The sequence below is a fragment of the Micromonospora sp. GCM10011541 genome (assembly GCF_042650725.1).
GTDB lineage: Bacteria > Actinomycetota > Actinomycetes > Mycobacteriales > Micromonosporaceae > Micromonospora > Micromonospora sicca.
Window position 1 is genome coordinate 134,127 of record NZ_JBHSBP010000077.1, and the last position, 21,743, is coordinate 155,869.

The 21,743-nt window shown below is 74.0% G+C and carries 20 protein-coding genes and 1 pseudogene; 12 read left to right on the plus strand and 9 right to left on the minus strand.

Features of this window, described 5'->3' with window-relative positions; translation table 11 throughout:
- Positions 1-6 precede the first annotated feature (6 nt).
- Positions 7-774 carry an enoyl-ACP reductase FabI gene (gene fabI, locus ACFOYX_RS29215; protein ID WP_322442896.1) on the minus strand — a complete coding sequence of 256 codons (768 nt, stop codon included), beginning with the start codon at positions 772-774 and terminating at the stop codon, positions 7-9.
- Positions 775-813: 39 nt separating this feature from the next.
- On the minus strand, positions 814-1,518 hold the full coding sequence (locus ACFOYX_RS29220) for a beta-ketoacyl-ACP reductase (RefSeq protein ID WP_322442895.1): 705 nt from the start codon (positions 1,516-1,518) through the stop codon (positions 814-816).
- Positions 1,519-1,673: 155 nt separating this feature from the next.
- Here ACFOYX_RS29220 and ACFOYX_RS29225 point away from each other — a divergent pair, with 155 nt between their 5' ends.
- Together ACFOYX_RS29225 and ACFOYX_RS29230 are read left to right on the plus strand one after the other, a co-directional pair.
- On the plus strand, positions 1,674-2,618 hold the full coding sequence (locus ACFOYX_RS29225) for a histidine kinase dimerization/phosphoacceptor domain-containing protein (protein WP_322442894.1): 945 nt from the start codon (positions 1,674-1,676) through the stop codon (positions 2,616-2,618).
- Between the two features lie 67 nt (positions 2,619-2,685).
- Positions 2,686-2,901: a hypothetical protein gene (locus tag ACFOYX_RS29230; RefSeq protein WP_322442893.1), complete on the plus strand. Its 216-nt coding sequence runs from the start codon at positions 2,686-2,688 to the stop codon at positions 2,899-2,901.
- A gap of 84 nt (positions 2,902-2,985) precedes the next feature.
- Here ACFOYX_RS29230 and ACFOYX_RS29235 read toward each other — a convergent pair whose 3' ends face one another.
- From ACFOYX_RS29235 to ACFOYX_RS29245, 3 genes are read right to left on the minus strand one after another with little or no spacing between them, the layout of a single operon-like run.
- Complete coding sequence (locus ACFOYX_RS29235) at positions 2,986-3,936, minus strand: VWA domain-containing protein (protein WP_322442892.1); 951 nt, start codon at positions 3,934-3,936, stop codon at positions 2,986-2,988.
- Positions 3,933-4,931, minus strand: a complete 999-nt coding sequence (locus ACFOYX_RS29240; protein ID WP_201749468.1) for a DUF58 domain-containing protein — start codon at positions 4,929-4,931, stop codon at positions 3,933-3,935. The genes ACFOYX_RS29235 and ACFOYX_RS29240 overlap by 4 nt, the downstream gene beginning before the upstream one ends.
- Positions 4,910-6,016 (minus strand): MoxR family ATPase, encoded by a 1,107-nt coding sequence (locus ACFOYX_RS29245; protein WP_109800183.1) that lies wholly within the window; start codon positions 6,014-6,016, stop codon positions 4,910-4,912. Before ACFOYX_RS29245 ends, ACFOYX_RS29240 begins: the two co-directional genes overlap by 22 nt.
- A 240-nt stretch (positions 6,017-6,256) precedes the next feature.
- Here ACFOYX_RS29245 and ACFOYX_RS29250 point away from each other — a divergent pair, with 240 nt between their 5' ends.
- Genes ACFOYX_RS29250 through ACFOYX_RS29260 form a run of 3 tightly spaced genes read left to right on the plus strand, consistent with a single transcriptional unit; the run spans position 6,257 to position 8,482 of the window.
- Positions 6,257-6,487, plus strand: coding sequence for a hypothetical protein (locus tag ACFOYX_RS29250; protein ID WP_109800184.1), 231 nt, complete (start codon positions 6,257-6,259; stop codon positions 6,485-6,487).
- A gap of 22 nt (positions 6,488-6,509) precedes the next feature.
- Positions 6,510-7,037, plus strand: coding sequence for a PH domain-containing protein (locus ACFOYX_RS29255; protein ID WP_109800185.1), 528 nt, complete (start codon positions 6,510-6,512; stop codon positions 7,035-7,037).
- Positions 7,034-8,482 carry a PH domain-containing protein gene (locus ACFOYX_RS29260; RefSeq protein ID WP_322442891.1) on the plus strand — a complete coding sequence of 483 codons (1,449 nt, stop codon included), beginning with the start codon at positions 7,034-7,036 and terminating at the stop codon, positions 8,480-8,482. The genes ACFOYX_RS29255 and ACFOYX_RS29260 overlap by 4 nt, the downstream gene beginning before the upstream one ends.
- A gap of 90 nt (positions 8,483-8,572) precedes the next feature.
- Here ACFOYX_RS29260 and ACFOYX_RS29265 read toward each other — a convergent pair whose 3' ends face one another.
- Positions 8,573-9,658 (minus strand): phosphatase PAP2 family protein, encoded by a 1,086-nt coding sequence (locus ACFOYX_RS29265; protein ID WP_322442890.1) that lies wholly within the window; start codon positions 9,656-9,658, stop codon positions 8,573-8,575.
- Positions 9,659-9,852: 194 nt separating this feature from the next.
- Between ACFOYX_RS29265 and ACFOYX_RS29270 the strand changes: the two genes are divergently transcribed.
- Together ACFOYX_RS29270 and ACFOYX_RS29275 are read left to right on the plus strand one after the other, a co-directional pair.
- Positions 9,853-10,257 carry a hotdog domain-containing protein gene (locus tag ACFOYX_RS29270; RefSeq protein WP_322442889.1) on the plus strand — a complete coding sequence of 135 codons (405 nt, stop codon included), beginning with the start codon at positions 9,853-9,855 and terminating at the stop codon, positions 10,255-10,257.
- A complete protein-coding gene (locus ACFOYX_RS29275; RefSeq protein ID WP_322442888.1) occupies positions 10,254-11,084 on the plus strand; it encodes an MBL fold metallo-hydrolase in 831 nt (276 codons plus the stop codon). Before ACFOYX_RS29270 ends, ACFOYX_RS29275 begins: the two co-directional genes overlap by 4 nt.
- Positions 11,085-11,184: 100 nt before the next feature.
- On the opposite strand, the gene ACFOYX_RS29280 is transcribed toward ACFOYX_RS29275, so the two are convergent.
- On the minus strand, positions 11,185-12,117 hold the full coding sequence (locus tag ACFOYX_RS29280) for a carbohydrate kinase (RefSeq protein ID WP_322442887.1): 933 nt from the start codon (positions 12,115-12,117) through the stop codon (positions 11,185-11,187).
- A gap of 191 nt (positions 12,118-12,308) precedes the next feature.
- The gene (locus ACFOYX_RS29285; RefSeq protein WP_322442886.1) at positions 12,309-13,463 is read right to left on the minus strand and encodes an XdhC/CoxI family protein; all 1,155 of its coding nucleotides are present in this window, start codon (positions 13,461-13,463) and stop codon (positions 12,309-12,311) included.
- Positions 13,464-13,696: 233 nt separating this feature from the next.
- Between ACFOYX_RS29285 and ACFOYX_RS29290 the strand changes: the two genes are divergently transcribed.
- The 3 genes from ACFOYX_RS29290 to ACFOYX_RS29300 are packed head-to-tail and all read left to right on the plus strand — an operon-like array spanning position 13,697 to position 17,413.
- Positions 13,697-14,197 (plus strand): (2Fe-2S)-binding protein, encoded by a 501-nt coding sequence (locus ACFOYX_RS29290; RefSeq protein ID WP_322442901.1) that lies wholly within the window; start codon positions 13,697-13,699, stop codon positions 14,195-14,197.
- Entirely contained in the window at positions 14,184-15,179 is a 996-nt protein-coding gene (locus ACFOYX_RS29295; protein WP_322442885.1) for a xanthine dehydrogenase family protein subunit M, read from the plus strand. The genes ACFOYX_RS29290 and ACFOYX_RS29295 overlap by 14 nt, the downstream gene beginning before the upstream one ends.
- Positions 15,176-17,413 (plus strand): xanthine dehydrogenase family protein molybdopterin-binding subunit, encoded by a 2,238-nt coding sequence (locus ACFOYX_RS29300; protein ID WP_322442884.1) that lies wholly within the window; start codon positions 15,176-15,178, stop codon positions 17,411-17,413. The genes ACFOYX_RS29295 and ACFOYX_RS29300 overlap by 4 nt, the downstream gene beginning before the upstream one ends.
- 125 nt (positions 17,414-17,538) lie before the next feature.
- Here ACFOYX_RS29300 and asnB read toward each other — a convergent pair whose 3' ends face one another.
- Positions 17,539-19,500 (minus strand): asparagine synthase (glutamine-hydrolyzing), encoded by a 1,962-nt coding sequence (asnB, locus tag ACFOYX_RS29305; RefSeq protein ID WP_109802667.1) that lies wholly within the window; start codon positions 19,498-19,500, stop codon positions 17,539-17,541.
- A gap of 158 nt (positions 19,501-19,658) precedes the next feature.
- Between asnB and ACFOYX_RS29310 the strand changes: the two genes are divergently transcribed.
- Both ACFOYX_RS29310 and ACFOYX_RS29315 read left to right on the plus strand, forming a co-directional pair.
- The gene (locus ACFOYX_RS29310) at positions 19,659-21,143 is read left to right on the plus strand and encodes an aminopeptidase P family protein (RefSeq protein ID WP_322442883.1); all 1,485 of its coding nucleotides are present in this window, start codon (positions 19,659-19,661) and stop codon (positions 21,141-21,143) included.
- A gap of 293 nt (positions 21,144-21,436) precedes the next feature.
- Positions 21,437-21,743, plus strand: a pseudogene (locus ACFOYX_RS29315) (hypothetical protein); the annotation flags it as partial.

A 21,743-nucleotide genomic window follows, 5' to 3' on the forward strand; every position in this document is an offset into this window, starting at 1 on the left:
GCCGGCTCAGGCGCCGATCGCGTGGTAGCCGCCGTCGACGTGGACGATCTCGCCGGTGGTGGCCGGGAACCAGTCCGACAGCAGCGCCAGGCAGGCCCGCGCGGCGGGCTCCTGGTCGGTGAGGCTCCAGCCCAGCGGGGCGCGCTCGGTCCAGGCGTCCTCGAACTGGTCGAAGCCGGGGATGGACTTGGCGGCGATGGTCCGCAGCGGGCCGGCCGCGACCAGGTTGCTGCGGATGCCCTGCTTGCCCAGGTGCAGCGCCAGGTAGCGGGAGGCGGACTCCAGCCCGGCCTTGGCCACGCCCATCCAGTCGTAGACCGGCCAGGCCTTGGTGGCGTCGAAGGTGAGGCCGACCACCGCGCCGCCCGCGGACATCAGCGGCAGCGCCGCCATCGCCAGGGACTTGTAGGAGAAGGTGGAGACCTGCAGGGCGGTCGCCACGTCCTCCCAGGGGGCGTCGAGGAAGCCGCCGCCGAGGCAGCTCTGCGGGGCGAAGCCGATCGAGTGCACCACCCCGTCCAGGCCGTCGACGTGCTCCCGGACCTTGTCGGCGAGGCCGGCGAGGTGCTCCGGGTTGGTCACGTCCAGCTCGATCACCGGGGCCGCCTCGGGCAGCCGCTTGGCGATCCGCTCGACCAGGGAGAGCCGGCCGTAGCCGGTGAGCACGACCTGGGCGCCGTTCTCCTGGGCGAGCTTCGCCACCGAGAAGGCGATCGAGGCGTCGGTGATGACGCCGGTGACGAGCAGCCGCTTACCGGCGAGCAGTCCAGACATCGAGAGATTCCTCCGTGCGTTCTTCTCGGGACGGGTGGCTCAGTGGCCCATGCCCAGGCCGCCGTCGACCGGGATGACGGCGCCGGAGATGTAGCCGGCCGCGTCCGAGGCCAGCCAGGTGACCACGCCGGCGACCTCGTCCGGCTCGGCGAACCGGTCGGCCGGGATGGCCTTGCGGTACTCGGTGCGGCGCTCCTCGGGCAGCGCGGCGGTCATGTCGGTGGCGATGAAGCCGGGCGCGACCACGTTCGCGGTGATGTTGCGGCTGCCCAGCTCGCGGGTGATCGAGCGGGCCACCCCCACCAGGCCAGCCTTGCTGGCCGCGTAGTTGACCTGGCCGGCGCCCCCGTACAGGCCGACCACCGACGAGATGAAGATCATCCGGCCCCACTTCGCCCGGAGCATCTTCGCCGAGGCCCGCTTGGCGCAGCGGAACGCGCCGGTCAGGTTGGTGTCCAGCACCCCGGTGAACTGCTCCTCCGACATCCGCATCAGCAGCGTGTCGGCGGTGATGCCGGCGTTGGCGACCAGCACCTCGACCGGACCCAGCTCGGCCTCGACGGTGGCGAACGCCGCGTCGACGGAGGCGGAGTCGGTGACGTCGCACCGCACGCCGAACAGGCCCGCCGGCGCCTCGCCGCTGCGGTGGGTGACCGCCACCCGGTCGCCCTGCTTGGCGAAGGCCTGCGCGATGGCCAGGCCGATTCCCCGGTTGCCGCCGGTCACCAGCACGGTACGGGCCACGGGTCCCCCTCTGCTCCGCTGATCTCTGCGTCGGTCGGAGCCTAGGGGTTACCGGTAGGTAAGCGCTAACCCGACCAGGTCACACCGGGGTACGACGCCCGGCCTCAGCCCAGGGTGGGACGACGATGCGCCCGCCGGTCCGTAGGCTGCCGCTGATGGCGGAGCACCCGGTCGGGACCTGGTGGCGGGCGCTGCGGCGTACCGTCGCCGGGCCGGACGTCGCGCCGGTCCGGCTGCCGCTGGACCGCTGGCCCCGGCTGGCCCCGTTCGCGCGGCCCGTCGGCCTGCTCGTCGTGATCGGACTCTTCGCCGTCACCCTGGCCCAGCAGACCGACCGGCGCCTGCCCGGGATCGTGCCGATCCTGTTCGCCGGCCTGACGGTCGCGCCGCTGCTCGCCCTGCCCCGGCGCCCCCTGCTGGCCTGGCGGCTGGCCGTGGTGGCCCTGGCCACCTGCACCTTCAACGCGCCGGCCGGCGCGGGCTGGCCGTGGACCCCGGTGCTGGCGCTCGGGTCGCTGCTGGTGCTGGCGGTGGTGGCGACCCGGGCGGACCGGCCGGTGCTGGTCTGGGTGGGCCTGCTCACGCTGGTGCCGGGGCTCGCGCTGGTCGACCCCGACCATCGGGTCAGCGTCCTGGTGCTGGTCCTGACGGTGCTGGTGCTCGGCGACCTGGTGCGCGGCAACCGGCGCTCCCGCCGGGCGCTGGCCGCGCAGACCGCGCTCAGCGAGCGGGAGCGGGAGCGCCGGGCGGTACTGGAGGAGCGCACCCGGATCGCCCGGGAGCTGCACGACGTGGTCGCCCACCACATGTCGATGATCGCCGTGCAGGCGGAGACCGCGCCGTACCGCCTCGCCGCGGTGCCGGATCCCGCCCGCGCCGAGTTCGCCGCCATCGCCGGCTCGGCCCGGGCGGCGCTGACCGGTGGGGCGGGTGGGGGCCGGTCGACCGAGTGCGGCGGGCGGGCGCCCCGGGTGTACGATCATCCACGTTTGCGGGCGGTCGATCGCCCGCTTTCCGGGCCCCGCCGACCGCAGGAGGTGATCGCTGTGCGAGATAGCGATCCTCCCAGTCGTGGCCGGGCCGAACGTCAGCCCCGCTGAGCCACGACTCAGTCAGGTGAGCTGACCCAGCTCCCGCTCCCCCGCGTTACCCTCGGCCCCGGCCGGGGTGAGCGTGCTGTGCCGCCCCGATCCGGGCCCGGCCGCGGAGGAGCCCCCCGGTCACGACTTCGCGTGCGCGTCCTGCCTGCCCCTGCGGTCCCGTCGCGGACCGTCCAGCCGCCACCGGAGCCTGTCCATGAGCCGTTACGTCGCCCCGCTGGGCTTCACCCTCGCCGCCGTCTGGGTGGCCGTCCTCTTCGTCCTGGCCGGCGGCGGTCACTGACCACCGCCGGCCGTCGGCCGCCCCGACCTGCCATCGCCCCACCGTCGTCGCCGGCCGCCGCCGCGCGGCGGCCGCCGCGCCCGCTCAGAGCAGGCGCGACGACCAGAGCAGGCTCAGCCCGCCGGCGCAGAGGGCCAGCAGCAGCGCGATCCCGGCGTACCACCGGGTGATCTCCCGCGGCTCGGTCCGGAACCCGATAGAGCTGCCCATGTCCTGGTAGACCTGCTTCAGCTCGCTGACCGAGGCGGCCTCGTAGAAGTACCCCTCGGTGGTCTCGGCGAGCTGCGCGAGGGCCATCCGGTCCACCGGCACCCGCTGCGGCTGGCCGCCGATGTCCACCTGCCCCGAGTCGGTGCCGAACGCGATCGTGGAGACCGGGACGTTCGCCGCCTGGGCCGCCGCGGCGGCCTCCTCCACCGACCGCCCCGACGTGCGGTACCCGTCGGAGAGCAGCACGATCCGGGCCGGCGGGATGCCCGCCGCGCCGTCGGCCGGCACCGAACGGATGGCCTCCAGGCAGGTGAAGACCGCCTCCCCGGTGGCCGTCGACTCGGCCAGCACCAGCCCGTCGATGGCGGTGGTCACCGCCTCCCGGTCCTTGGTCGGCGAGACCAGCACGTTCGCCGACTTGGCGAACGAGACCAACCCGAGGTTGTAGTTCTCCGGCAGCTCCCCGACGAACTGCTTGGCCGCCTCCTGGGCGGCCTCCAGCCGGTTCGGCGCCACGTCGTCGGCCTGCATGGACAGTGACACGTCGATGGCGAGCATGACGGTGGCCCGTTCGAGGGGCTCCTTGGTGTCCATCGCCGGCCGGGCCAGCGCGGTGGCGAGGACGAGCAGGCAGAGCAGGAACGCGGTGGCCGCCGCGTGCCGCCGCCAGCCCAGTCCCTTCGGCGCGAGGGTCCGCAGCAGGTCCACGTTGGTGAACCGCATGGCGTACGCCCGGCGGTGCAGCTGCCGCCAGACGTACGCGGCGGCCAGGGCGAGCACCGGCAGCACGGCCAGCAGCCACCACGGTTGCAGAAAACGGATCATCGTGTCGTCCCTCGGGTGCGGGCGTGCCGCTGCGCGGCCACGAATCGCACCATGTCCAGCAGCCAGTCTCGGTCCGTACGCAGCCGCAGGTGGGCCGCGCCCGCGGCGCGCAGTTCCGCGGCGATCGCCGCCCGCTGGGCGGCGGCCGCGTCGGCGTACCGGCGGCGCAGCCGCGGGTCGGCGGTCTGCACCTCGTGCAGCTCCCCCGTCTCCGGGTCGACCACGGGCAGCACCCCCACGTCGGGCAGCTCCAGCTCGCGCGGGTCCACCACCTCGATCGCCAGCACGTCGTGCCGGACCCGCAGCTTACGGATCGGGCGGCCCCACTGCTGCGGCGGTGCCAGGAAGTCGGAGATGACCACCGCCACCCCGCGGCGGCGCGGCGGCCGGTTGAGCATGTCGACCAGCGCGCCGAGGTCGCTGCGCCCGGGCTGGGTCTCGACCTCGGCGATCGCCCGGAGCAGGCCCTGCGCCTCCTTGCGACCGGCCCGGGCGGGCAGCCGGAGCAGGGTCCCCGGCCCGGTCGCCGGGGGTGCGCCCCGCCACCGGCCGGCCCGCGCGGGCGCCGGGGCGCCGGTGCCGACCACCGCTCCGATCCGGTTGCCGCCGCGTACCGTCAGGTGGGTCAGGGCGGCCGCCGCGGCGACCACCACGTCGCGCTTGAGCCACCGGCCGGTGCCGAAGTCCAGGCTCGCCGAGAGGTCCACCGCCAGCCAGGTCTCCAGTTCCCGGTCGGCCACCGTACGCCGGACGTGCGGCATCGTGGTCCGGGCGGTGACCGGCCAGTCCATCCGGCGTACGTCGTCGCCGGGGCGGTACTCGCGGGACTCCCCCGCCTCGCTGCCCGGCCCGGGCAGCAGTCCGGCGTAGTCCCCCTGGAGCAGGCCGTCGAGCTTGCGGGTGACCAGCAGTTGCAACCGGGACAGCACCGCCCCACTGCGCTCCGCGTCGTCCCGGGCCGGCATGGGTGGGGTCACGGCCGCTGCCCGGGCCAGCCCGCGCCGGCCGGCGCGCCCGGTGCCGGCGGGCTGGCCTGCTGCCGGGGCGCGACGGCGGGCAGCGGAATGGTCGACATCACCCGGTGCACGACGTGGTCGGCGGGCACGTCGTCGGCGAGCGCGTCGTAGCTGAGCACCAGCCGGTGGCGCAGGATGTCCGGGGCGATGTCCTGCACGTCCTGCGGCAGCGCGTAGTCCCGGCCGCGCAGCAACGCCAGCGCCCGGGTGGCCCGGACCAGCCCGAGCGAGGCGCGCGGGCTCGCACCGTACTGGATGAGCTGCGCGACGTCCGGCATGCCGTGCTCGGCCGGGGCACGGGTGGCCAGCACCAGCCGGACCGCGTAGTCGACCAGCGCGTTGTGCACGAAGACCTGGTCGGCCTTGCGCTGCAGGGCGATCAGGTCGGGGGTGCTGAACACCGGCGTGGGCTCGGGCGGGGAGACGCCCATCCGGTAGACGATCTCCCGCTCCTCGGCGTCGGTCGGGTAGCCCACCAGGATCTTCATCAGGAAGCGGTCGCGTTGCGCCTCCGGCAGGGGATAGACGCCCTCCTGCTCGATCGGGTTCTGCGTCGCCATCACCAGGAACGGGTCGGGCACCCGGTGGGTCTCGCCGCCGATCGACACCTGGCGCTCGCTCATCACCTCCAGCAGCGCCGACTGCACCTTGGCCGGCGCCCGGTTGATCTCGTCGGCCAGCAGGAAGTTCACGAAGACCGGGCCGAGCTCGACATCGAACTTCTCGCTGGACTGGCGGTAGATCCGGGTGCCCACGATGTCGGCGGGGACCAGGTCGGGGGTGAACTGGACCCGGGCGAACGAGCCGCCCACCACCTGGGCGAGGGTCTCCACCGCGAGGGTCTTCGCCACCCCGGGCACCCCCTCCAGCAGGCAGTGCCCGCGGGCCAGCAGGGCGACGAACATCCGCTCGACCATCCGGTCCTGACCGACGATCACCCGCTTGATCTCGAACAGGGCGCGTTCCAGCAGGGTGGCGTCCTCGGCCGGGGTCGTGCCGACCGGCGGCGCCTCCGGCAGGGCCTCGGTCGGGGTCGGGGCGTCGGGCGTGGTCGGCTGGGCCACCGGTCCTCCACAGCATGATCGGTCGTCGCGGCGTGGTGCGTATCAAGACTGTCATGCCCGGCTGAGAGCGGAGGGTGGGAGAGGACGATTTTCGCCGCGCCGTCCCGCGCCCCGGAAAACCCTGAACACGGGTGGACAGGAAGGGGTACGGCGTGTGTACGATTCACCCCGTCGCCGGGCGGCTCCCCCCGTGGCCGCCCGGCGCTAAAACTTCCCGGAGCGCGGCCTAGACTCGCCCGGATGACCACTTCCCGCCCTGCCGACGAGGCGCCGATCTGCTCGGCACGCGGTTGCCGCGCGCCCGCCGCCTGGGCGCTCCGCTGGAACAATCCCCGCCTGCACGACCCCGACCGGCGCAAGACCTGGCTGGCCTGTCCCGAACACCGGGAATCGCTGGGCGCGTTTCTCGACGCGCGTGGCTTCCTGCGCGAGGTGGCGGCGGTGGCCGGATCGCCTACGCTCGAAGGGTGAGTGAGCGCAGCGGATCACCCCGGTGAACGGTGACGACCTCGCCGGGCCGCCGTCGGCCCCGGCCGGCCCGCTGGAACCGTGGCCGGACACCGTCCGCTGGCAGCCGATCTCCCCCGACCTGATCTGGGTGGAGCTGATCCGACTCGGCGTGCTGCTGGCCGTCCTGCTGATCGGCCTCGGCCTCGGCTGGGCGTTCAGCGGGCAGTGGCTCTTCGGCGCCGCCCTCGGCGTGGTCGTCCTGCTGGCCGGCTGGCGGGCGGCCACCATCGTCCGCGCGGTGCACGCCTGGGGGTACGCCGAGCGGGAGCACGACCTGCTGGTCCGGCACGGGCTGCTGGTCCGGCGGCTCTCCATCGTCCCGTACTCGCGGATGCAGTTCGTCGACGTCAGCGCCGGGCCGCTGGAGCGGGCGTTCGACCTGGCCACCGTGCAGTTGCACACGGCCGCGGCGGCGAGCGACGCGCGGGTGCCCGGGCTGCGGCCGGCGGAGGCCGCCCGGCTGCGCGACCGGCTGACCGCGCTCGGCGAGGACCGGGCGGAGGGCCTGTGAGCAACGGTCCGGCCGACCCCCGGCCCCCGGCCCACTGGCCGACCGCGCCGCAGCCCGGGGCGCCGGGGACGGCCGGGCAGGGCTGGCCCGGGCACGGCTGGCCGGGGCCACCCGGCGTCGCTCCCCCGCCCCGTGCGGAGCCCCGCCAGCGGCTGCACCCGTTGAGCCCCGCCCTGCACGGCGCCAAGTCCCTGGTCGTGGTGATCGCCGGGCTGTCCTGGTCCACGCTGTCCCGGGTGGGCTTCGGCTGGTTCGCCGCGATGGCCGCGGTGCTCGCCCTCGGCGCCACCGTGCTGGCCGTGATCAGCTGGTACAACACCGGCTACCACATCGTGGGCCGGGAGCTACGGGTGCACGAGGGGCTGATCTGGCGGCGGACCCGAGCCATCCCGCTGGAACGCTTGCAGGCCGTCGAGGTGGTCCGGCCGCTGCTCGCCCAGCTCACCGGGCTCGCGGAGCTGCGCCTGGAGGTGGTGGGCGGGGGCAAGACCGAGGCGCCGCTGGCGTACCTGGGGGTGGCCGAGGCGGCCGCGCTGCGCAAGCGTCTGCTCGCCGTCGCCGGCCGCCCGCCGGAGGCCGTCGCGCCCACCGCCGGCCAGGCCGCCGCGCCGGCGCCCGCCGGACGCCGGCTGCACACGGTACGCAACGCGGACCTGCTGGTCAGCCAACTGCTCACCCCGCAGGCGTTCCTGCTCCCGTTCGGCGTGGCCTTCGTGGTGACGCAGTTTCTCTCCCAGGGTTCCTGGTCGTTCATCGCGGTCGCCAGCACCCTGACCGCGATGGCGGGCGTCCTGCTGCAACCCGTCCGCCGGGTCCTCGACGACTGGGGCTTCCGGCTGGACCGGGACGGCGACACGCTGCGCGTCCGCAACGGCCTGCTGGAGACCCGGGTGCAGACGGTGCCGCTGCACCGGGTGCAGACCGTCGGGATCACCTGGCCGCTGCTGTGGCGGATGCGGGGCTGGCTGCGACTGCGGCTGGAGGTGGCCGGCTACTCGGCCGCCGAGCCGGACGACCGGAACCGCCCGGACCGCCTGCTTCCCGTCGGCGACCTGCGCACCGGTGAGCTGGTGGTGGCGGAGGTCCTGCCCGGCGTACGCCTCACCGCGCTGCCGCTGACCCCGCCGCCGCGGCGGGCCCGCTGGCTGCGCCCGCTCAGCCGGTCGGCGATCGGCGCGGGCCTCGACGACCGGGTCTTCGCCGCCCGCTCCGGGGTGCTCACCCGGCAGTTGGCGATCGTCCCGTACGCCCGGATCCAGAGCGTCCGGGTGACGCAGGGGCCGGCGCAGCGGCGGCTGCGACTGGCCACCGTGCACGCGGACACAGCCGGCGGGGCCGGCGCGGCCGCGCACGACCGGGACCTGGCCGAGGCGTGGGAGCTGGCGGCGGAGCTGACCGCCCGGGCGCACGCCGCCCGCCGCGCCGACGAAGATCCACACGCCTAGTCGGGTCGCAGCGGCACCCGCGCGCCCGGCGTTCGGTCGAAGGCCGGGCACGTCACGGGCGGCCGAGGGCCGGACCCGGCCACCGACCCGTCAGCGGTCGGCGGGCACCGGCGAGGGGTCGGCGGCGACGTCCCGTTCCGCGGTCGGGGCGGTGTCGGGGCTGGTCGCCCGGTCGGCCGCCGGGCCGTCGGTGAGCGCCGCCGGCTCCGGCGACGAGGGCCCGCTCCGCGCGCGCCGGATCGCCCACCAGCGTTCGGCCAGGCCGACGACGAGGAAGGTGATCCCGACGTACGCCCAGCCGACCAGCACGTCGATCATGTAGTGCTCGCCGCTGTAGACCAGGGTGAACGTCATCGCCAGCGGGTACGCCAGCAGCAGCGGCCACCAGCGCCGCCGGGTGGCGCCCAGGAAGAACAGCACCACGAAGAGGGCGAACGCGGTGTGCAGGGAGGGCATCGCGGCCACCGGGTTGGCGGCGATCTGGCCGGCGTTGAGCAGATTGCCCGCGCCGTGCATGCCGAACGCCTTCCAGCCCCGGGTGGAGATCCGGGCGACCTCGGTGAGCAGGCCGTTCTGCGCGGCCCACCAGGGCGGCGCGGCCGGGTAGAGGAAGTAGGTGACCAGCCCGGCGGCGCAGAGGAAGCCCCAGCGCCGCATGTACGCGGCCCAGCGCCCGCGGTCCCGCAGCCAGAGCACCGCGGCGGCGGCCAGGGTCATCACGAAGTGGGAGAAGTAGACCCAGCTCGCCAGCACGTCCCACCAGTGCACGTCCGGCCGGTAGAGGTGCTGCTGCAACCAGACGGTGGGCACCTCACCGCCGGTGGCCCAGCCGAACAGGAAGCGGTCGGCGACGATCAGCTCCATGGCGTGCGGCGTCGCGCCGTTGTCGGCGAACCCGCGGGAGAGGTTGTACCCGGCGAGCAGCAGCACCACCGGAATCCAGTCCCGGGCGAACCGGAGGTGGCTGCGCCACGGCCGGGAGGAGTTCCAGGCGATGGTGGCCGCCCAAATCCAGACGAAGGCGTACGCCGGGTCGGTCGGCAGGCCGATGGCGAACCAGCCGGCCAGGAACGCCACCGCCCAGATCGCCATGGCTACGGCACGGCGCCGCCCGCCGTCGGGCGACGCGGCCGGGCCGGTCCGGGCGGGGGGCTGGGGATCTGTCACGACGGCCATCGCGGTCAAGGTTAACGGCGGGCGACGCAGCCACCGACGCCGACCACCGCCCGCCGCGCGGGACGGGCGCCGACCGGCCCGATCGCCGCGTGGGCGGGACCCGCCGGGACCGACCCCGTCGACGGGGCGTGTCGGGACCCACCGGTTGCCGCCCGGCGTCGCCCCGGCGGCGGGCGAGCACCTACGCTGAGACCATGCACGCGCCGCCGGAGCCCTCCTTCACGCCGGGCCTGACCGCCCGGGTCGAGCTGACCGTCACCGACGCCGACACCGCGCAGGCGGTGGGCTCCGGGGACGTGCCGGTGCTCGGCACCCCCCGGGTGCTGGCCCTGGCCGAGGCGGCGACCGTGGCCGCGACCGCCACCCGGATGCCGGCCGGGCAGACCACCGTCGGGCTGCGGGTCGAGCTGGACCACCGGGCCCCCACGCCGGTGGGCCGGACGGTGGTCGCGCAGGCCCGCCTCACCTCGGTCGACGGTCGGCGGCTGCTGTTCGAGGTGACCGTCGCCGACGGCGGGGAGACCGTCGCCGAGGGACGGGTCGAGCGGGTGCTGGTCGACCGGCAGCGCTTCGTCGAGCGCGCCTCGCGGGCGTCATGACCGGCCGCTTCGTCGAGGTCGCCGACCGCGTCCACGTGCTGCGGGAGCCGCTGCTCCAGGTGAACGTGACGCTGGTGGTGGGCGACGGCGCGGCGCTGCTGGTGGACACCCTCTCCACGGCGGGCCAGGCGCGCGACCTGGCCGCCGCGGCCCGGGAGGTCACCCCGCACCCGTGGATCGTGGTCAACACCCACCACCACTTCGACCACTGCTTCGGCAACGCCACCCTGGCCGCCGACCCGCCCCGCCCGGTGTACGCGCATGCGCTGGCCGCCGTGGCGCTGCGCGAGCGCCCCGACGAGCTGCGCCGGGCCGCGTACGAGGAGATCCGGGAGGAGCGGCCGGAGCTCGCCGCCGAGCTGGCCGACACGGAGTTGCTGGCCCCGACGCACACCGTGCACACCGAGACGGTGCTGGACGTCGGCGGCCGGCGCGTGGTGCTGCGCCACCCGGGGCACGGGCACACCGACGCCGACCTGGTGGTGCACGTGCCCGACGCGGACGTGCTGGTCGCCGGTGACCTGGTCGAGCAGGGCGGGCCGCCGGCCTTCGAGGAGTCGTACCCGTTGCAGTGGCCGGACGCGGTCGCCGACCTGCTCCGGCTCACCACCCCCGCGACGGTGGTGGTGCCCGGGCACGGCGACCCGGTCGACGTCGAGTTCGTCCGCGCCCAGCACGCCCAACTCGTCCGGCAGGCCTGGCTGATCCGCGCCGGTCACACCGGCAACGCCCCGCCCGAGCGGGTGGCCGCCGATTCCCCCTTCGGCGCCCGCCCCGGCCTCATCGCCGCCCACCGCGGCTACGCCGAACTGAACGGCACCGCCTAACCCACCCCCCTCGCCGCACCCCCACCCCGGCGATCTTGCAGTTGGGGTCCGCGATTCATCCCGGTCCGCGGCTTTCGCTCGGGCGCCGGCCCGCTGTCGGTCAGGACGGGAAGCGGCGGGACAGGTCGGCGCGGGTGGGCATCGCGACGGCGCCGCCGGGGGACTCGCAGACCAGGCCGGCGACCCGCAGGGCGAACGCGACCCGCTGCTGCCAGCCGGCCGGGTCCGCGGGCTCGCCGTCGACGAGCAGCTCGGCGATGAGGGCGCCCATCACCGAGTCACCGGCACCGGTGGCGTCCACCGCCCGGACCTTGGGCGCCGGGATCCGTACCACGTCGGGGCCGGCGGCGACCAGCGCGCCGGCGGCGCCGAGGGTGACCACCACCGTGCCCGCACCCAGCTCGCGCAGGTACGCGGCGACCCCCTCGACCGGCTCACGCGGATAGAGCAGCTCGGCGTCGGCGGTGCTGAGCTTGACCAGGTGCGCGCTCGCGGCGAACTCGGCCACCACCTCACGCAGCCGCTCGAGGGCCCCCGGCCGGCCCAGCAGCCGGGGCCGGACATTCGGGTCGAACACCCGCAGCGCGCCGGCGATCGACCAGGCCCGGCGCGCGGCGGCGCGCACCGGCGGGTCGAGCAGCACGATCGATCCGCAGTAGAGCACGTCGGCGCCTTCGACCAGCGCCACGTCCAGGTCGTCGGCGGTGAGCAGCGCGTACGACCGGGGCTCGCCGTAGAAGCGGAAATCCGGTTCGGGGCCGGCGAAGGTGGCCACCGCGAGGGCGGTCGGCGCCGGTACGGTCACCGCGCCGGCCAGCCCGACCCCGGCCGCGCCCAGGAACGCGCGGATCCGGGCGGCGAGCGCGTCGTCACCGAGCGACCCGACGAACTGGACGTCTCCGCCGAGTCGGGCCACCGCGACGGCCACGTTGAGCGGGCCACCGCCGATCGCCTGCCGGTAGACGGGCTGCCCGTCGTACTCGGCGTCGAGCAGGTCGACCAGCGCCTCACCGAGCACCACCGCGTATCCCATTCCGGTCCTTTCGTCGTCGACGCCGCCGCACCGTCCACCGCGCCTCGACCGATCTTGTCGCCTCAGGCTGGCACAGTCCGCGGCCTGGTGGCCGTCGAAGACACGGTATTGGCGTAGCGGGACGGGTGCGAGTCGCGGGGTTGAGCGCCGAGCCACCAGGTGCGTCGGGTCCGCGGCAGGCGCGCGCCGGTCTATTCCGGACGGTGGATGGGTCCGGCCAGCTCCGCCAGCGGTCTGCCCGTCCCGCCCCAGCGGCCGGCGACGATCTGCGCCGCCACACTCACCGCAGTCTCCTCGGGCGTGCGCCCGCCGAGGTCCAGCCCGATCGGCGCGGCGAGCCGGTCGAGTTGCGCCACGCCGACGCCCGCCTCCCGGAGCTGCTTGCGCCGCTCGTCGTGGGTACGCCGGGAGCCCATCGCCCCCACGAACGCCAGCGGGTGCCGCAGCGCCAGGGCGAGCACCGGCACGTCGAACTTCGGGTCGTGGGTGAGCACGCAGACCGCGGTCCGCGCGTCCACGCGGCCGGCGTCCAGCTCCGCCCGCAGGTACCGGTGCGGCCAGTCCACCACCACCTCCTCCGCGTCGGGAAACCGCGGGGCGGTGGCGAAGACCGGTCGCGCGTCGCAGACGGTCACCCGGTAACCGAGGAACGCGCCGATCCGGGCGACCGCTGCGGCGAAGTCGATGGCCCCGAAGACGATCATCCGGGGCGGCGCGGCGTACGTCGCCACGAAGAGGCTGAGGCCAGTGCCGCGCCGCTGCCCGTCGTAGCCGTAGCGGAGCACCGCGCCGCGGCCGGCGGCGAGCAACCCGAGTGCGTCGGCGGAGGCCGCGGCGTCCAACCGCTCCCCGCCCAGCGTGCCGCTCGTCCCGTCCTCGGTCAGCACCAGCCGCCGGCCGAGCCGGCCCGCCGGGTCGGCCGGCGCCGCCAGCGCCGGTGGATCGCCCGCGTCGGCCGCGACGCAGGTGACCACGGCTACCGGCCTGCCGGCGCGCCGCGCGGCGGCGACCGCCCCCAGTTCCGGGAAGCCCGCCGGGTCGACCCGCTCCAGGAACACGTCGAGCTCCCCGCCGCAGGTGAGGCCGACCGCGTACGCGTCGTCGTCGCTGACCGCGTAGCGAGCGAGCTCCGGGGTTCCGGTGTCGAGGACGGAGCGGGCCCGCTCGTACAGGTCGGCCTCGACGCAGCCGCCGGAGACACTGCCGGTGACCGTGCCGTCGGCCGCGACCAGCATCGCGGCGCCGGGCGGTTGCGGTGCGGACCGCCGGGTGGCCACGACGGTGGCCAGCGCGACCGGCTCGCCACCCCGCCAACGTCGGTGCAGTTCGTCGAACACGTCCGGCACAAGTCCCGCCTCTCCGTCCGGTCGGCGCGCCGCCGGCTGACGGCCCGCGCGGGGAACCGGGGCGGCCGTCTGGGCCACCCCGGCACGCCGCGGCCGGTACGCCAGCGGCACCAAGTCCGACGATCTGCCCTTTCCAGAGCATTTCGAAATATATGGTCGCTTCGGACACGAGGGGGTGCGAGTTGGTGAAGTCGTACCAGGCGATCCGGACCGCTCCGGCCCCGGACAGCGCGGTGGTCCGGGGTCCGGGCGAGGTCTCGGTCCGCCTGCGGGTGAACGGGGCGACCCGGACGATGTCCGTCGAGCCGCGGGTCAGCCTGCTCGACGCCCTCCGGGACCGGCTCGAGCTGACGGGCACGAAGAAGGGCTGCAACCAGGGCGCCTGCGGGGCCTGCACGGTCTGGGTGGACCGGCGGCGGGTGCTGGCCTGCCTGACGCTGGCGATCAGCTGCGAGAACCGTGAGGTGGCCACCATCGAGGGGCTGGCCGATGGGGACACGCTGCACCCGATGCAGCAGGCGTTCCTCGACGCGGACGCGTTCCAGTGCGGCTACTGCACGCCGGGGCAGCTCATGTCCGCGGTGGCGCTGCTGGCCGAGGGACACGCCGGCGACGACGCGGAGATCCGGGAGTGGATGAGCGGCAACATCTGCCGCTGCGCCGCGTACCCGCACATCCGCGCGGCGATCCGCCGGGTGCGGGACGAGCAGGGCAGCGGCGATGCGGCCCGTTAGCTACTCCCGGGTCGCCGACGTCGGCACCGCCATCGGCACGGTCGCCGCCGACCCGGAGAGCGCCTTCCTGGCCGGCGGCACCACCCAGGTCGACCTGATGCGGATCTACGTCGAGCAGCCGCGCCGCCTGGTCGACATCAACGACCTGCCGCTGACCCGCGTCGAGGAACTGCCCGACGGCGGGCTGCGGCTCGGCGGGCTGGCCCGGATGAGCGACGTGGCGGAGGAGCCGACGGTGGTCCGGCGCTACCCGATGGTCGCCGAGGCGCTGCTGCTCGGCGCCTCCCCGCAGCTGCGCAACATGGCCACCGTCGCCGGCAACCTGATGCAGCGGGTGCGGTGCAGCTACTTCCGGGACGTGGCGGCCGGCTGCAACAAGCGGGCCCCGGGCACCGGGTGCAGCGCGCTGGACGGGGTCAACCGCGGGCATGCGGTGCTCGGCACCAGCGACTGCTGCATCGCCACCCACCCCTCCGACGTCGCGGTGGCCCTGGTCGCGCTCGACGCGGTGGTGCAGACCGAGGGACCGGCCGGGCGGCGGAGCATCCCGATCGACGACTTCTTCCTGCTCCCGGGGCAGACCCCGGAACAGGAGCATCCGCTGACCCACGGCGAACTCGTGACCGGCATCGACCTGCCGCCGCTCCCGGTCGCGGCCACCTCCCGGTACGTCAAGATCCGGGACCGCGAGTCGTACGAGTTCGCGCTCGCCGCCGTCGCGGTGGCCATGTCGATCGCCGGCGGCCGGATCACCGAGATCCGGCTGGCCCTGGGCGGGGTGGCCACCAAACCGTGGCGGGCCCGGGCGGCCGAGCGGGTGCTCGACGGCGCGCCGGCCGACACCGACTCGTTCACCCGCGCCGCAGAGGCGGAGCTGGCATCGGCGGTGCCGCACGGGATGAACGCCTTCAAGATCGAGCTGACCCGGCGGACCATGGTCCGCGCCCTGGCGGAGATGGCACAGCGGGAGGGGATGGCATGAGCCCGGCGATCGGCGGCACCCTCAACCGGGTGGACGGCCGCTTCAAGGTACGCGGCGAGTCGCGCTACTCGGCCGAGGTGCCGGTGACCAACCTGGCGCACGCGGTGATCGTGAACGCGAAGATCGCCAGCGGCCGGATCACCGCGATCGACACCAGCGAGGCCGAGCGGGCCGAGGGCGTGCTGGCCGTGCTCACCCACCGCAACCTGGGCCGGGTCGCGACCGTGCCGCGGCTGCTCCCCTCGCTGGCCGGGCTGGCCGCGCCGGGACAGACCTTCTTTCCGATGCAGGACGACACCATCCACTACGGCGGCCAGCCGGTCGCCGTCGTGGTCGCCGACACCATCGAACGCGCCGACCACGCCGGCACCCTGATCCGGATCGAGTACGAGACCACGCCCGCCACCAGCCTGCTCGACCAGGCCCGCGACCGGGCGTACGTGCCGGAGCGGATCTTCGGCGGCCTGCTGCCCGGGCACGCGTCCCGGGGCGACGTGGCGAAGGCGCTGGCCGAGGCGGAGGTGTGCGTGGACGCCACCTACCGGTTCGCGCCCAACCACCACAACCCGATCGAGCCGTCGGCCAGCACCGCCGTCTGGGAGGACGTCGACCGGCTGACCGTCTACGACTCCACCCAGGGACCGAACGCCGTCCAGTTCACCCTCGCCGAGCTGCTCGGCCTGCCACCCATCTCGATCCGGGTGGTCAGCCACGCCGTGGGCGGCAGCTTCGGATCCAAGGCGATGGTCTGGCACCACCCGGCACTGGCCGCGCTCGCCGCCCGGCACGTGGGCCGGCCGGTGCGGCTGGTGCTCAGCCGGGAGCAGATGTTCACCTCCTGCGGGCACCGCGAGGAGCAGGAGCAGCAAATCACCCTCGGCGCCCGCGCCGACGGCCGGATCACCGCCCTGCGCCACCACAAGCTCTCCCTCACCTCGCCCTTTGACGACTGGGCGGAACCGTCGTTGCAGAGCCCGTCGGTGGCGTACACCAGCCCCAACTACGAGGGCGTCTACCACCTGGTCCGGGGCAACACCATCACCCCGACCTTCACCCGGGCCCCCGGGGAAGCGACCGGAATGTTCGCGCTGGAGTGCGCGATGGACGAACTGGCCGAGCGGATCGGGATCGACCCGCTGGAGCTGCGGCTGCGCAACTACTCGGCGACCGACCCGGAGAGCGGCAAGCCGTGGTCCAGCAGCGGGCTGACGGAGTGCTACCAGCGGGCGGCCGAGCTGTTCGGCTGGCACGACCGCGACCCGCGGCCCCGGTCCCGGCAGGACGGGCAGTGGTTGATCGGCACCGGCATGGCCAGCGCGCTCTACCCGGTGACCCAGCCGGTGAACCCGCAGCGGGCCCGGGCCCGGCTCTACAACGACGGCACCGCGGTGGTCGAGGCCGGCGTCTCCGAGTTCGGCACGGGCGTGTTCACCGCGATGACCCAGGTCGCCGCGGACGCGCTCGGCATCCCGGTGGAACGGGTGCGCTTCGTCGGCGGCAGCAGCGACCTGCCGAACGTCACCGCCGCGGTGGGCTCGGCCGGCACCAGCGCGGTCGGCTCGGCCGTACACCTGGCGGCGACCCAGCTGCGCGACGAGCTGATCCGGCGCGCGGTGGCCGACGACCACTCGCCGCTGCGCGACGCCGACCCGGCGAACGTGGAGGTCCGCGACGGCAAGATGGTGCTGCGCGACCGCCCCGACGTCGGCGAGACCTACGCCGACCTGATGCACCGCACCTTCGCCCCCGACGTGGAGGTGCTCGGCACCTGGAACCCGCCGCCGCAGGACGCCGGGTACGGCGTGCACACCTTCGGCGCGCAGATGGCCGAGGTCGCGGTGGACGCCGACCTCGGCGTGGTCCGGGTACGCCGGATGGTCGGCGTGTTCGCGCCGGGCCGGGTACTCAACCGCAAGACCGCGCACAGCCAGCTCATGGGCGGCATGCTCTGGGGCCTGGGCCAGGCGCTGCTGGAGGCCACCCGGATGGACCCGCGCCTGGGTCGCTGGGCCAACGCCAGCCTCGGCGACTACCTGGTCCCGGTCAACGCGGACGCCCCGGACGTGGTGGTCGACACCGTCGAGGTGCACGACGAGGTGGTCAACCCGCTGGGGATGAAGGGCGTCGGCGAGATCGGCGTGGTGGGTGCGGCGGCCGCCATCGCCAACGCCGTCTACCACGCCACCGGGCGGCGCCAGTACGAGCTGCCGATCACGCTGGAGAAGCTGCTCTGAGCACCGGTTGACTCCGGCCGGCGAGGTCCCGCTGACCGATCAAGAGGTTCGCGCCCCGCCGGAGCCGCCTCCGCCAGGCGCAAACCTCTCGACCAACAGCGGGCGGGCCGGACGCGGCCCGACGATCAGCGGACCATGCTGCCGACCACCGGCTTGGTGAGCAGGGCGGACTGGTTGCGCTGGATGCCCGGGTCGAGGGTCTTGGCGACGAAGATGGCGTGCCAGATGCAGAAGATCAGCACAGTCCACACCTTGCGGGAGTGGTCGGCCTCCTCCCGCTTGTGCTCGTCCAGCAGCCGCATCGCGTACGGCAGGTCGATCAGGTCGCCGGCACCCGAGGTGGCCAGCACGTGCCGGGCCCACTCGTACATCTCGCCGCGCAGCCAGACCCGGGTCGGGGTCGGGAAGCCCAGCTTCTTCCGGTTGACGATGGCCGGCGGCACCACGCCCTGCAGCGCCTGGCGCATGGCGTACTTGGTGGCGTCGGAGCGGGGCGGCAGCTTCAGGTCCACCGGGATGCCGGCCGCGACGTTGAACACCTCGCGGTCGAGGAAGGGCACCCGCACCTCCAGCGAGTGCGCCATCGAGATCCGGTCGGCCTTGACCAGGATGTCGCCGCGCAGCCAGGTGTAGAGGTCGACGTACTGCATCTTGGTGACATCGTCCAGCTCGGTGCACTCGGCGTAGATCGGCGCGGTGACGTCGGTGTAGCGGACCGAGGGGTCGTAGCGGCGCAGCAGGTGCTGCTTCTCCTCCTCGGTGAACATCCGGGCGTTGCCGTAGTAGCGCTGCTCGATCGGGGTGGTGCCGCGCTCCAGGAAGCTCTTGCCCTTGACCCCCTGCGGGATGGCCTTGGAGACCGCCCGCAGCCCCTTCTGCACGCCGTCGGGCAGGCCGTTGACCGCGTTGAGGGAGAGCGGCTCCCGGTAGATCGTGTAACCGCCGAAGAACTCGTCCGCGCCCTCGCCGGAGAGGACCACCGTGACGTGCTCGGCGGCCTTCTTCGCCACGAAGTAGAGCGGGACCAGCGCCGGGTCGGCCACCGGGTCGTCCAGGTGCCAGACGATCTTCGGCAGCGCGTCGATCATGTCCTGCGGCCCGATCTTGGTCGGGATGGTGGTCACGTCGAGGTGCCGGGCCGAGTCCTGGGCGACGTCGATCTCCGAGTAGCCCGGGACGTCGTAGCCGACGGTGAAGGTGAGGATGTTCGGGTTGAACTCGCGGGCCAGCGCGACCACCGCGGTGGAGTCGATGCCGCTGGACAGGAACGAGCCGACCGGCACGTCCGAGCGCATGTGCATCCGGACGCTCTCCCGCAGCGTCTCCCGGATCTCGTGGTAGAGCTTCTGCTCGTCGGAGACCGGGGCCGGCCGGAACACCGGCCGGTACCACCGGCGCACCTCGATCCGGCCGCCCGGTGTCCAGGTGAGGTACTCCCCCGACCCGATCCGGTTGATCCCCTTGTGCAGGGTGCCCGGCTCGGGGACGTACTGCAGGGTCAGGTAGTGGCTCAGGTTGGCCGCGTCGATCCCGGCGTCGCCGGCGTACGCGGACTGCGCGAACGGCAGCAGCGCCTTCTTCTCGGAGGCGAGGTAGAGGCCGTCGGCGGTCTCCAGGTAGTGCAGCGGCTTGATGCCGAAGTAGTCCCGGGCGCCGAACGCCCGCCGTTCCTGCCGGTCCCAGATGACGAAGGCGAACATCCCCCGCAGCCGGGTGAGCACCTGCTCGCCCCAGTAGTGGTATCCGGCGACGATCACCTCGCCGTCACCGTTCGTGGCGAACTGGGCGCCGAAGTCCCGGATCAGCTCGTCCCGCAACTCGATGTAGTTGTAGATCTCACCGTTGAAGGTGAGCAGGTAGCGGCCGCCCGCGTAGGGCAGCGGCTCGTGGCTGAGCGCCACGTCGATGATCGCCAGACGCTTGTGCGCGAACACCCCGTCCGCGTACTGGCCGGAGGCGTCGCCGACCACCTCGACCCCGGTCTCGTCCGGGCCGCGGTGGTGCAGGCACTCCAGTGCTCCGGCGATGTTGTCGCGGTGGGCGGCGGCGTCGCCGCGCGCGCTGAAGAAGGCCAGGAGTCCGCACATGGTGGTCATCTTCCCACGCAGTCCATTCGGACGTTGCGGCACCGCTGGCTCTGCCCCTGTCCACGCGGCCGGAGCGGACGTCGCGGCACCGCAGGCTCTTCCCGTCACGGTTCGCGCGGTACGGTCTGGACCAGCGACGAGGCGCAAGGAGGCGGATCATGGCCGAGGAGCGGGCGCAGCAGGGCAAGCCGGCGGACGGCACCGAGTCACACGACCCGGACTTCCCGGAGGCGTTCCTGGCGTTCATGCGGCAGGGCTGGCGGGACACCGAGCTGCCGGTGGGCCCGCGGCCGGAGGTGCCCAACTACGCCAAGCGGCGGGCCGCGCTCTCCACGGCCTTCCCCGGCGAGACCCTGGTCATCCCCACCGGCGGGGAGAAGGTACGCGCCAACGACACCGACCACCCGTTCCGGCCGGGCAGCGACTTCGCGTACCTGACCGGCGACCACGACCCGGACAGCGTGCTGGTGCTCCGGCCGAACGGCTCCGGGCACGACGCCACGCTGTACATGCGGCCCCGGTCGTCCCGGAAGACCGACGAGTTCTTCCGCAGCCGGCACGGCGAGCTGTGGGTGGGCCGGCGGCACACCCTCGGCGAGAAGTCGACCGAGCTGGGGCTGCCGACCGCCGACCTGACCGAGCTGGACACGGCCCTGGCCGACTGCGCGCCGGGGCGTACCCGGGTGTTGCGCGGTTTCGACGCCCGGGTGGACGCGGCCGTGCGGCCGTTCGACGGCGCCCGCGCCGAGGGCCAGCCGGCCCGCGACCGGGAGCTGGCCATCGCCATCTCCGAGCTGAAGCTGGTCAAGGACGAGTGGGAGATCGCCCAGCTCCAGGAGGCGTGCGACGCCACCGTCCGGGGCTTCGAGGACGTCGCCCGGGCGCTGCCGGCCGACCGTGGGGTCTCCGAGCGGCTGCTGGAGGGGATCTTCGCGCTGCGCGCCCGGCACGACGGCAACGACGTCGGCTACGGCTCGATCGTCGGCGCCGGCGAGCACGCCACGATCCTGCACTGGGTGCACAACCACGGCGCCACCCGCCCGGGCGAGCTGTTGCTGATGGACATGGGCGTGGAGAACCGCAGCCTCTACACCGCCGACGTCACCCGGGTGCTGCCGGTCGACGGCCGGTTCACCCCGTTGCAGCGCCAGGTGTACGACGCGGTCTACGCCGCGCAGCAGGCCGGGATCGACATCATCAAGCCGGGTGTCGCGTTCCGGGAGGTGCACCTGACCGCGATGCGGGTGCTCGCCGAGGCGCTCAAGGATCTCGGGCTGCTGCCGGTGAGCGTGGACGAGGCGATGGACCCGGCCTCGACCGTCTACCGCCGGTGGACCCTGCACGGCACCAGCCACATGCTCGGCATCGACGTGCACGACTGCGCCAACGCCCGCAAGGAGAAGTACCGCGACGGCGCGCTCGGCGAGGGCTACGTGCTGACCGTGGAGCCGGGGCTCTACTTCCAGCCCGAGGACGAGCTGGTCCCCGAGGAGCTGCGCGGCATCGGCGTCCGGATCGAGGACGACATCCTGGTCACGGCGACCGGCGCGGTGAACCTGTCCGCCGGCCTGCCGCGCCGCTCGGACGAGGTGGAGACCTGGCTGGCCGAGCAGCGCGAGGCGGGTCCGCGCCTGCCGGGCTGATCCGGGTACGACCCACGGCGGGCCCCGCCGCCGGCGTCTGCGACGTATCTCGTCGTTACGACACCGGTGGCGGGCCCGTCGCCGTTTCCGCTGCTCGGAGCGTTTCCTGCCGGTGCGCCCCGGCCATGCCGACCGCCCCGGATGTGAGCGGAATGCGGGGTTTTTTCAGATACGTCCTCGTCGTGAGGAACCTTCTCATACGGTGTGCATCAGAGGCTGCAACCGATTTGTAGCTGGTCGCCCCACCTCAGGCGGGTCGGCCCCTTTGTAGCACGAAAGGGCGGAAGGCTCTGATGTCCAACGACGTAACGACTACCGACGGCGGGGCGCCGATGCCCCCGCCGACGAACAGGCGGCGGGCGCTCTGGGTCGCCACCGGCGTGGCCGGGCTCACCGGCGTCGTCGGTCTGGCGGCGCTGGGTGGTCTCGCCGCTCGAGACGACAAGTCCGACGACCCCCAGCGCGTCGCGGAGAACCACGCGGCGGCGCCCCAGAACGCCGCCGACGCCGGCAAGAGCGGCGAAGGCCATGACGCCAAGGAGGAGGCCCGTGACGAGAAGGGTCACGAGGGTGAGGACCGTGGTGACTGGGACGATCACG

What these genes read in the sequence shown, in the direction of transcription:
- fabI (WP_322442896.1), bottom strand. Translation starts at nt 774, where the DNA reads ATGTCTGGACTGCTCGCCGGTAAGCGGCTGCTCGTCACCGGCGTCATC.
- ACFOYX_RS29225 (WP_322442894.1), top strand. Translation starts at nt 1,674, where the DNA reads ATGGCGGAGCACCCGGTCGGGACCTGGTGGCGGGCGCTGCGGCGTACC.
- ACFOYX_RS29235 (WP_322442892.1), bottom strand. Translation starts at nt 3,936, where the DNA reads ATGATCCGTTTTCTGCAACCGTGGTGGCTGCTGGCCGTGCTGCCGGTG.
- ACFOYX_RS29250 (WP_109800184.1), top strand. Translation starts at nt 6,257, where the DNA reads ATGACCACTTCCCGCCCTGCCGACGAGGCGCCGATCTGCTCGGCACGC.
- ACFOYX_RS29265 (WP_322442890.1), bottom strand. Translation starts at nt 9,658, where the DNA reads ATGGCCGTCGTGACAGATCCCCAGCCCCCCGCCCGGACCGGCCCGGCC.
- ACFOYX_RS29270 (WP_322442889.1), top strand. Translation starts at nt 9,853, where the DNA reads ATGCACGCGCCGCCGGAGCCCTCCTTCACGCCGGGCCTGACCGCCCGG.
- ACFOYX_RS29275 (WP_322442888.1), top strand. Translation starts at nt 10,254, where the DNA reads ATGACCGGCCGCTTCGTCGAGGTCGCCGACCGCGTCCACGTGCTGCGG.
- ACFOYX_RS29280 (WP_322442887.1), bottom strand. Translation starts at nt 12,117, where the DNA reads ATGGGATACGCGGTGGTGCTCGGTGAGGCGCTGGTCGACCTGCTCGAC.
- ACFOYX_RS29295 (WP_322442885.1), top strand. Translation starts at nt 14,184, where the DNA reads ATGCGGCCCGTTAGCTACTCCCGGGTCGCCGACGTCGGCACCGCCATC.
- ACFOYX_RS29300 (WP_322442884.1), top strand. Translation starts at nt 15,176, where the DNA reads ATGAGCCCGGCGATCGGCGGCACCCTCAACCGGGTGGACGGCCGCTTC.
- asnB (WP_109802667.1), bottom strand. Translation starts at nt 19,500, where the DNA reads ATGTGCGGACTCCTGGCCTTCTTCAGCGCGCGCGGCGACGCCGCCGCC.
- ACFOYX_RS29310 (WP_322442883.1), top strand. Translation starts at nt 19,659, where the DNA reads ATGGCCGAGGAGCGGGCGCAGCAGGGCAAGCCGGCGGACGGCACCGAG.